The sequence below is a fragment of the Pseudomonas sp. NPDC088885 genome, from assembly GCF_044750025.1.
Taxonomy (GTDB): domain Bacteria; phylum Pseudomonadota; class Gammaproteobacteria; order Pseudomonadales; family Pseudomonadaceae; genus Aquipseudomonas; species Aquipseudomonas rustica.
Genome location: NZ_JBIVJB010000133.1, coordinates 1 through 8,946 on the forward strand (window position 1 = coordinate 1; position 8,946 = coordinate 8,946).

The following is an 8,946-nucleotide window of genomic DNA, read 5'->3' on the forward strand; positions in this document are numbered from 1 at the left end:
TCTTCGACGAGGATGGACTCGATCACACCGCTGGTTTCAGCTTCGATGTGGTTCATCATCTTCATGGCTTCGACGATGCACAGAGTGTCGCCTTTCTTCACGGTCTGGCCGACTTCAACGAAGGCTGGCGAGGCTGGCGAAGATTTACGGTAGAACGTGCCGACCATCGGCGAACGGGCAACAGTGCCGTTCAGCGCTGGCGCAGCAGCGGCAACCGGGGCTGCAGCCGCTACTGGAGCAGCAACAGGTGCGGCAGCCGGTGCTTGCATCGGAGCCGGCGCGTAATACTGCTGAGCCGGGGTTTTGCTGTGACGGCTGATGCGTACGGACTCTTCGCCTTCCTTGATCTCGAGCTCGTCGATGCCGGACTCTTCCAGCAATTCGATCAATTTCTTAACTTTACGGATATCCATGAATCATCAACTCCCAAGGGTCGGTCAGGGGCGCTTAACGCTTGTATTTCAAGTCGTTGCCGGTGTTTCAAGCTGTTCTAGTGCAGCCTCCAGGGCCAGTCGGTAACCGCTGGCGCCAAGGCCGCAGATCACTCCCACCGCTACGTCGGAGAAGTAAGAGTGATGGCGGAAAGGTTCGCGTTTGTGCACGTTGGACAAATGCACTTCGATGAATGGGATGCTCACTCCCAGCAGCGCGTCACGTAATGCGACACTTGTGTGTGTAAAAGCTGCTGGATTGATCAGGATGAAATCCACACCTTCGCCGCGCGCGGCGTGGATCCGGTCGATCAATTCGTACTCGGCATTGCTTTGCAGATACAGCAGATGGTGGCCGGCTTCACGGGCGCGGCGCTCCAGATCCTGATTGATCTGCGCCAGGGTCGTTGAACCGTAAGTACCGGGTTCGCGGGTGCCGAGCAGGTTCAGGTTGGGGCCGTGCAGTACCAGTAGCGTTGCCATCTGCGTTGTCCTTGTTATGGGTGAGCAATGTTCAGAACCCGGCGACTATGCCGCAAAGACTTTGTGACTGTCCAGTTCTATGCAATAGCCAGCACGATGGGCGATGTTTGCGCAAAATATGTGACCAAGTGGTTTGATCCGGTCATTCCGCAAGATAGGCGGTAATACAAATGACGCTATCGCGAGCAGGCTCACTCCTACAGTTGAAATGCGTTCCCCTGTAGGAGTGAGCCTGCTCGCGATAGCGGTTTATCAGACGCGAAAGGCCTGTACGGCTGTATGCAGTTGGCCGCCAAGTACCAGCAAGTTCTCGCCTTGTTCGCGCCCACGACCGATCCGCACCAGGTTATCCCCACCCAACTGATGAATCCGCTCGCTGTGATCGCGAATCTCACTGACCGCGCCACTCTGCTGCGCCGTCACCTCAGCAATGCGCACCGCCGTGTCGGAAATCGTCTGAATCGCGCCAACGATTTTATCCAGCGCGCCATCCGCTGCTTGTGCCTGACTGGCCGTGGCTTCGGCGTGTTCGACCTGCGCGCGCATGCCTTCGACCGATTGTCGCGCCGCTGTTTGCAGGCCGGCAATCAACTTCTGAATCTCCGCCGTGGCCCCGGCTGTCCGCTGCGCCAGCGAACGCACTTCCTCGGCGACCACGGCAAAACTGCGACCCATTTCCCCGGCCCGCGCCGCTTCAATCGCCGCGTTCAGCGCGAGCAAATTGGTCTGATCGGCAATCGAGCGAATCACCGTCAGCACGCCACCGATGGTCGCCGACTCCTCAGCCAGATGCTCGATCATCTGCGCATTACCTTGCACTTCACCGACCAAGGCGTGCAGCCCGGTCAGGCTCTGGCCAATCACGGTTTGGCCATGTTCGACGGCCAGTCCGGCATGACGGCTGGCATCGGCGGCCTGTCGCGCGTCACCGGCCACTTGCTGAATGGTCGCCTCCAGTTCGCCGAGGGAATCGCGGATCAGCGCGGTGTCGCCGGCCTGATGCTCGGCGCCGCTGTGCAAATCGTTGCTCAGCTCGGCGAGGGTGCGGCTGCTGCCCGCGACCTGCTCGGCGTTGCCGCGAATCGTCCCGACCAGATCCACCAGATAGGCGCGCAAGCGATTGAGCGAAGCCTCGATGTCATGCAGTTCGCGGTTGGTTTTGCCCAGATGAATGTCGCGGCTGAAATCGCCTTCAGCCCAGGTCGACAGCGCTGGAGCAAGGTTGGTCAGAGTGCGCGAGAGGCGGCGCTGCAAGGTGTCGATCAGCAGCGCGATCAACAGAATCAGGCCGATCATCACTCCCTGCATCAGGCGCACTTCACCCTGAATCTGCCCGTGTTGCGCACGCACCACCGGCTCAAGTCCGGCGATAGCCTGCTGCACGGCGGCGATTTTCTGGTGGGTGGCGGCGCTGAGATCGCTGCGCTTCTGGATCTGCTCGCGAGTGCGCGCCAGCTCTGCCGGATAACGACCGAGCAAGCTGTTGAGTTCGCGTTTGAGGTCGACGCCAGCATCTTCGGCGACGGCTTTTTCAGTGTTCTCGATGCCCATCATCGCGGCGAAATCGTCGCTGCCGGATTCGCTTTTCGCGACAACGCCGAGCAAGGGCAGGGCATCAATCGCTTGCGCCTGCGTGCTGATGTTGCTGACTTCACGCTCAACGTCCGCCGCCAATTCACTGCGACCGCTGCTGACCAGTTTGTCCCGCGCCAGCGACAATTTACCGAGATGTTGCGAGGCGGCAAGCAGCGGCGTCAGGTAACCCGAGTTGCCGTTGGCGTAGGTGCTGAGTTGCTCAAGGCTGGCGCTCAGTTCGCGTTCGGCCTGTAACAACAAGGCCTGCGGATCACCGGCCAGTTTGCCGGCGGCGAGCAGATCGGTTTTGCTGAATTCATCCAGCTCCGCCAGGCTCGGGCGCAGCGTATCGGCCAGCGCCGGCGGCAGTTCGCCGAGTTCTTTGTGCAAGCCATCAATGGCCTGACTGGCGGCGCTCAGGCGCAAGGCGTCGCCGCTGGCGAGGTAGTCCTCGACGTTGCGCGCCACCTCGTTCTGAAATTGCTGTGACAGCCCCAAATATCGCTCCATCAATAAATACGGGCGTTCGAGGGCTTTTTGCGACCACCACAGCGTGGCGCCGAGTGCGACACACACGGCGACCAGCAGCAGGGTATTGAGATTGGTGAGCAACTTCAGGCGCATGACGGCTACCAACGGCAGAAATGGTAAGCGCCTGAATTTATTGCGGTTCTGTTACAGGGTTATGACCGAATCAGTGGAATCTGATGAAAAGGTGGCACTTTGCTTTGATTCCCGCGCCGACTGCACGCGATTGCGTCCCGCACCCTTGGCGCGGTACAGCGCCTCGTCAGCCTGACTGGCCATCATCAGGCTGTCGCAGTCGTCGTGCATTTCCACCACGCCGGCGCTGAAGGTGCACCACAAATCCTGCGGTTGTGCCGGGTAATGAATCTCGGCGAAGCGCTGACGAATTTCGTCGAGCACTTTGTGCGCAGCCTCTATATCCGTGTCGGGCATGACGATGGCGAATTCTTCGCCGCCGTAACGGCCGATGAAATCGGTCTTGCGCAAACGCTGTTTAAGGAACAGTGCGAGGCTCTTGATCACGCGGTCGCCCATCGGGTGGCCGTGGCTGTCGTTGACCCGTTTGAAGTGGTCGATGTCGAGCATCGCAAAGCTCAGCGGCTTGCTCTCGCGGCGGGCGCGGAACGAGCAGTCTTCGAGCAATTGCAGAATGTGCGTGTGGTTGTACAAACCGGTGAGGCTGTCGCGCACCATCCGTGCTTTCAGATTGCGCGCACGGGCCGCGCGGTTGCGCACGGTGGTGATCAGGTGGCGCGGCTTGATCGGTTTGGTCAGGAAGTCATCGCCGCCCTCGCTCATCGCGTCGAGCTGTTTGTCCAGATCGTCCTCGGCCGACAGATAGATGATCGGCACGCTGACATAACGGTCGTTGTGGCGAATCACTTTGGCCAGCTCGGTGCCGGTGCAGGCCGGCATGTACATGTCGAGGATGATCAGATCCGGCTGGAAATCGGCCAGTTCGGCCATCGCCTGAATCGGTTCGATCAGCGTGCGTGTGACGATGCCGGCGCTGTTGAGCAAGCGTTCGGTGTGCAGGGCCTGCGCACGCGAGTCGTCGATGATCAGCACTTTATAAGGTTCGTATTGGGCGACGCAGGTGAGGACCTCGATTTTCTCCAGCAGGCTCGACGCTTCGAGGGTGCCGGTGAGGAATTCCTGGCCGCCGGCGCGCACGGCGGCGAGACGGGTCGGGGTGTCGGTTTCGTGCAGGCTGAAGAACAGCAGCGGCAGCGGTTCATCCAGACCGACCTGCGCTTCGGCGGCGAGTTTCAGGCCGATGCCGGCACCGCTGAAGTCCACGTCCATGACGATGGCGGCGGGCAAGCGCTCGACCATCGACGAACGAAAGGCTGCCACGCTGTCCAGCGCCTGAGCACTGAGACCGAAGAATTCCAGTTGTTTGGCCAGTCGCTCGGCGCGGTCGTGATCCTGCAGCATCACGTAGATCGGCTTGCGCAGCGGCGGCAGGAAGGTCTGGTCGAGTTGATCGCCATGACGCAGGCCGGTGCGCGACAAACGCTGCATCAAACGATTGAGGTCGGTGATCAGACCGCTGCTGAGACGGCCGCGATTGGCGTCCACTGCTTGCAGCGATTGACTGATGTGGTGCGCCAGTTGCGTGTGTTCAGGCTGTTCGAAGCGCTCGGCAAAACGCAGCAGGCGCAAGTTCGCCTCGCTCAGTTCGGCGAGGTCGACGGTGGACCACTCACTGCGTTGCAGGCGCTGCCATATCTCAAGAATCTGACGTGCCTGATGAATTACCCGCTGGGCAAAGTGGTGCTTGAGACGCTCACGGCTGGGGTCTTCTGGCTCGGTCATATCCTGACTACTAGTTAGGCTGCATGCTGAGGGCGACTGGTGGCTCTATGCTAGCACCTCTTTTCCCTTACACGAGCGTCGTACTGCAATAATCTGCAATGCATCATCATTCAGTTTCTGACCGATCGGTTTTGTTTTCGACCTGCTCGTCGGTGAAGCCCCCGTGTGCCGGGAGCGTAATAGAGGCAGGGTGATTTTCGGATGAGTTTTTTGCCCACGCTTTTATCATCGCGGTGAATGCGCTTTTCGATTGTTTTCAAGCGCCTGCATGCGTGTGATCGGCCCTCGGCTATCAGGGAAACCCTTAGATCGGCGCGAAGCGTCATTCGCCCACATGATTTGCGGCTTATCTTTACGCGCGGGTGCCCGGCTCTGGCACGTTGTTGTATGGTTGTGGTCGAACCGTTGAACCCAAGTGATTGAAAGGATATCGCCATGCTGGACTGGAAAAACCGCGCGGGCAGCGCGCCTGAACGTGCCGCCGAGCCCAAGTCGGCCACCCGCAGCTATGTTGGCGGGCTGCTGTTCAGCCGCGCATTGGCCACACTGATCGGCATTTATCTGCTGGTGACCATCGGCCTCGGCTGGTACTGGAGCCAGGAGCCGGCGCTGTTTCCGGTCGCTCAAAACGCGCAAGTGGCTGCCGAGAAAGAAGGCAAGCAAATGGTCATCGGCTACACCACGGTCGAAACCCTGAAGACCGTCGCCGGCACGTTGCTCAACAAACCGGGCGGCTACATTTCCAACGACCGCTTCCCGCCAGGCCTGTGGATGGACAACACGCCGAGCTGGGAATACGGCGTGCTGGTTCAGGTGCGCGACCTGACCCGCGCCCTGCGTAAAGACTTCGCCCGTTCGCAATCGCAGTCGGCGGAAGATGCCGATCTGGCCAAGGCCGAGCCGCGTTTCAACTTCGACAACAAGAGCTGGGTTCTGCCTTCCAGCGAGTCCGAGTATCAGGAAGGCATCAACTCGCTGAGCCGTTATCAGGCGCGCCTGTCGGATCCGAGCCAGAAAAACGCACTGTTTTATGCGCGTGCTGACAACCTGAACAACTGGCTGGGCGATGTCGGCACCCGTCTGGGTTCACTGTCGCAACGTCTGTCGGCCAGTGTTGGCCGGGTCAAGCTGAACACCGCGCTGAAAACCGAAACCCCGGCGGTGGGTGAAGTGCCGCAGGTCGATGAGGAAATCGTCGAGACGCCGTGGATGCAGATCGACAACGTCTTCTACGAAGCACGCGGTCAGGCCTGGGCGCTGTCGCACTTGCTGCGCGCTATCGAAGTCGACTTCGCCGATGTGCTGGCGAAGAAGAACGCCACCGTCAGCGTGCGTCAGATCATTCGTGAACTGGAAGCCTCGCAGGAACCGGTGTGGAGTCCTATGATTCTTAACGGTAGCGGCTTCGGCGTGCTGGCCAACCACTCGCTGGTCATGGCCAACTATATTTCCCGTGCGAACGCTGCTGTGATCGATCTGCGTCAACTGCTTAATCAGGGATGAGTCATGTCCGATAGCGCGAAAGAGGCGGCGCACCGTGCCGCCTCCGATGCCGAACAGATTGCCTGGGTCGACGAGCAGGACAACCTGCTCGGCGCTCTGGTGCGCGCCGATCTGCGCGAACGCGGGCTGATCGGTCGCGGCACTTACATCATGCTGTTCAATTCTGCCGGTGAGCTTTGCGTGCATCGGCGCACTTTGAGCAAGGCGATTTATCCCGGTTACTGGGACGTCGCGGCGGGTGGCATGGTGCAGGCTGACGAGACTTACGCCGAGTCGGCCGCCCGTGAGCTGGAAGAAGAGCTGGGCGTCAGCGGCGTAGAGTTGACCGCTCACGATCATTTCTACTTCGAAGACACTGGCAACCGTCTCTGGTGTTCGGCGTTTTCCGCCGTCTGGGACGGCCCGCTGAAACTGCAACCGGAAGAGGTGCTGGAAGCGCGCTTTATTCCGGTCGAGCAGGTCATGCAGGAAATCCGGCAAAAGCCTTACTGCCCGGACTCGCTGGCCGCGTTGAAGCGCTATCTCAAGGCGCAACAAAGCGACGTCGCAAAGAACACATAAATTGGCGCTGATTGGCACTTAGCAATCGGGTTTTTTGCCGTTACACTGCGCGACCTTTTCAAGCTGCACCGAATAGTTTGAGGTTGGCCTGCTGACCCACTGTAGGAGCTGCCGAAGGCTGCGATCTTTTGATCTTGTTTTTCAAGAGCAGGATCAAAAGATCGCAGCCTTCGGCAGCTCCTACAGGTCAGCAGTCTCGTCGCCAAATTCCGGTGCAGTAGCGCTGCCCCTGCCTGAGTGGGGCTTCGCGGTCGATGACCTTGCCCAAGGTCGCGATCAGTCTTTGTCCTCCCAAGAGGATTGCCGGTGGCCAAAAAAGCCGCATCCTTCGCCGCCCTTGGTGGCCTGGTATTTTCCACCGACGCAGGTCGTCATTGCCCGGAATGCAGTAAGCCGGTGGACGCCTGTATCTGCAAACAAACCGTGATCCCGGCAGGGGACGGCATTGCCCGCGTGCGTCGCGAGAGCAAGGGCCGCGGCGGCAAGACGGTGACCACCATCACCGGCGTGCCACTGGCCGAAGACGCGCTCAAAGAGTTGGCGACAACGTTGAAGAAACGTTGCGGCACTGGCGGGGCGCTGAAAGACGGGATCATCGAAATCCAGGGCGATCATGTCGAGCTACTCTTGGCTGAGCTGATCAAGCACGGTTTCAAAGCGAAGAAGTCCGGCGGCTAGCAGCCTCTGTGAAATCCATCTGCGGCTTGATCCGGCGCTGAATTCATTCAGATCCGGCGTCGTCTCCATGGTTTTCACAGAGCCTGTTCATGACCGGTTTCTAAACTCCACGCGGTCAGCGCGGTCTACCGCCGCGCTGACGAATCGTCATTTTCATTCTTTAGACTGCGCCGGCCTGCGATCAGGCGACGCACTATGACTTCTTTATAGGGGACTTCGATGTCCGTACGACGCACACGTAAAGACGATGGCAGCCAATGGACAGTTGCGGACAGCCGCAGTGTTTACGGGATTCGCCATTGGGGGGCCGGGTATTTCGCGATCAATGAAGCCGGTCGCGTCGAAGTTCGTCCGAACGGCCCGAGCAGCTCGCCTATCGACCTGTTCGAGCAAGTCGACCAACTGCGCAAAAGCGGTTTGTCCTTGCCGTTGCTGGTTCGTTTCCCCGACATCCTGCAAGACCGTGTCCGCCAGTTGACCGGCGCCTTCGATGCGAACATCGAACGTCTGGAATACCAGAGCAAGTACACCGCGCTGTACCCGATCAAGGTTAACCAGCAAGAAGCGGTGATCGAGAACATCATCGCCACCAAGGACGTCTCCATCGGTCTGGAAGCTGGCTCCAAGCCTGAGCTGCTGGCCGTGCTGGCGCTGGCGCCGAAGGGCGGCACCATCGTCTGCAACGGTTACAAGGATCGCGAGTTCATTCGTCTGGCGCTGATGGGTCAGAAGCTTGGCCACAACGTGTTCATCGTCATCGAGAAAGAATCCGAAGTCGCTCTGGTGATCGAAGAAGCCGCCTCGCTGAAGGTCAAGCCACAGGTCGGCCTGCGCGTGCGTCTGTCGTCGCTGGCCTCGTCGAAGTGGGCGGACACCGGTGGCGAGAAATCCAAATTCGGTCTGTCGGCGGCGCAACTGCTGTCGGTGGTCGAGCGCTTCCGCGCGGCCGGTCTGGATCAGGGCATTCGCCTGCTGCACTTCCACATGGGTTCGCAGATTGCCAACCTGGCTGACTATCAGCATGGTTTCAAAGAAGCGATTCGTTACTACGGCGAGCTGCGCAACCTCGGTCTGCCGGTCGATCACATCGACGTCGGTGGCGGTCTGGGCGTCGACTACGACGGCACGCACTCGCGCAACGCCAGCTCGATCAACTACGACATGGACGATTACGCCGGTGTTGTGGTCGGCATGCTCAAGGAATTCTGCGATGCGCAGGCCCTGCCGCATCCGCACATCTTCTCCGAAAGCGGCCGCTCGCTGACCGCGCACCACGCGATGCTGGTGGTGCAGGTGACTGACGTCGAGAAACACAACGACGAAATCCCGCAGATCGAAAACAAGGAAGCGCTGCCGGAAACCGTGCAGT

At 59.7% G+C, this 8,946-nt stretch carries 7 protein-coding genes and 1 pseudogene; 4 read left to right on the plus strand and 4 right to left on the minus strand.

Annotated elements, in window-relative coordinates:
- The 4 genes and pseudogenes from accB to gcbA all read right to left on the minus strand — a co-directional run.
- Positions 1–413, minus strand: a 413-nt coding sequence (gene accB / locus ACIP1X_RS26420) for an acetyl-CoA carboxylase biotin carboxyl carrier protein (protein ID WP_400755752.1), incomplete at its 3' end; no start/stop codon positions are given.
- A 48-nt stretch (positions 414–461) separates the two neighbouring features.
- Positions 462–914, minus strand: coding sequence for a type II 3-dehydroquinate dehydratase (gene aroQ, locus ACIP1X_RS26425; RefSeq protein WP_008078187.1), 453 nt, complete (start codon positions 912–914; stop codon positions 462–464).
- A 252-nt stretch (positions 915–1,166) separates the two neighbouring features.
- Positions 1,167–1,673 (minus strand): annotated as a pseudogene (locus ACIP1X_RS26430) (methyl-accepting chemotaxis protein); the annotation flags it as partial.
- Between the two features lie 1,491 nt (positions 1,674–3,164).
- Complete coding sequence (gcbA, locus tag ACIP1X_RS26435; RefSeq protein ID WP_053116907.1) at positions 3,165–4,835, minus strand: diguanylate cyclase GcbA; 1,671 nt, start codon at positions 4,833–4,835, stop codon at positions 3,165–3,167.
- 435 nt (positions 4,836–5,270) lie between these two features.
- Here gcbA and ACIP1X_RS26440 point away from each other — a divergent pair, with 435 nt between their 5' ends.
- The 4 genes from ACIP1X_RS26440 to speA form a co-directional block, all read left to right on the plus strand.
- The gene (locus ACIP1X_RS26440) at positions 5,271–6,338 is read left to right on the plus strand and encodes a DUF2333 family protein (protein WP_053116908.1); all 1,068 of its coding nucleotides are present in this window, start codon (positions 5,271–5,273) and stop codon (positions 6,336–6,338) included.
- Positions 6,339–6,341: 3 nt separating this feature from the next.
- Positions 6,342–6,899, plus strand: a complete 558-nt coding sequence (locus tag ACIP1X_RS26445) for an NUDIX hydrolase (protein ID WP_053116909.1) — start codon at positions 6,342–6,344, stop codon at positions 6,897–6,899.
- Positions 6,900–7,205: 306 nt separating this feature from the next.
- On the plus strand, positions 7,206–7,577 hold the full coding sequence (locus tag ACIP1X_RS26450; RefSeq protein ID WP_007914613.1) for a translation initiation factor Sui1: 372 nt from the start codon (positions 7,206–7,208) through the stop codon (positions 7,575–7,577).
- Between the two features lie 219 nt (positions 7,578–7,796).
- Positions 7,797–8,946, plus strand: a 1,150-nt coding sequence (gene speA / locus ACIP1X_RS26455; protein ID WP_400755753.1) for a biosynthetic arginine decarboxylase, incomplete at its 3' end; no start/stop codon positions are given.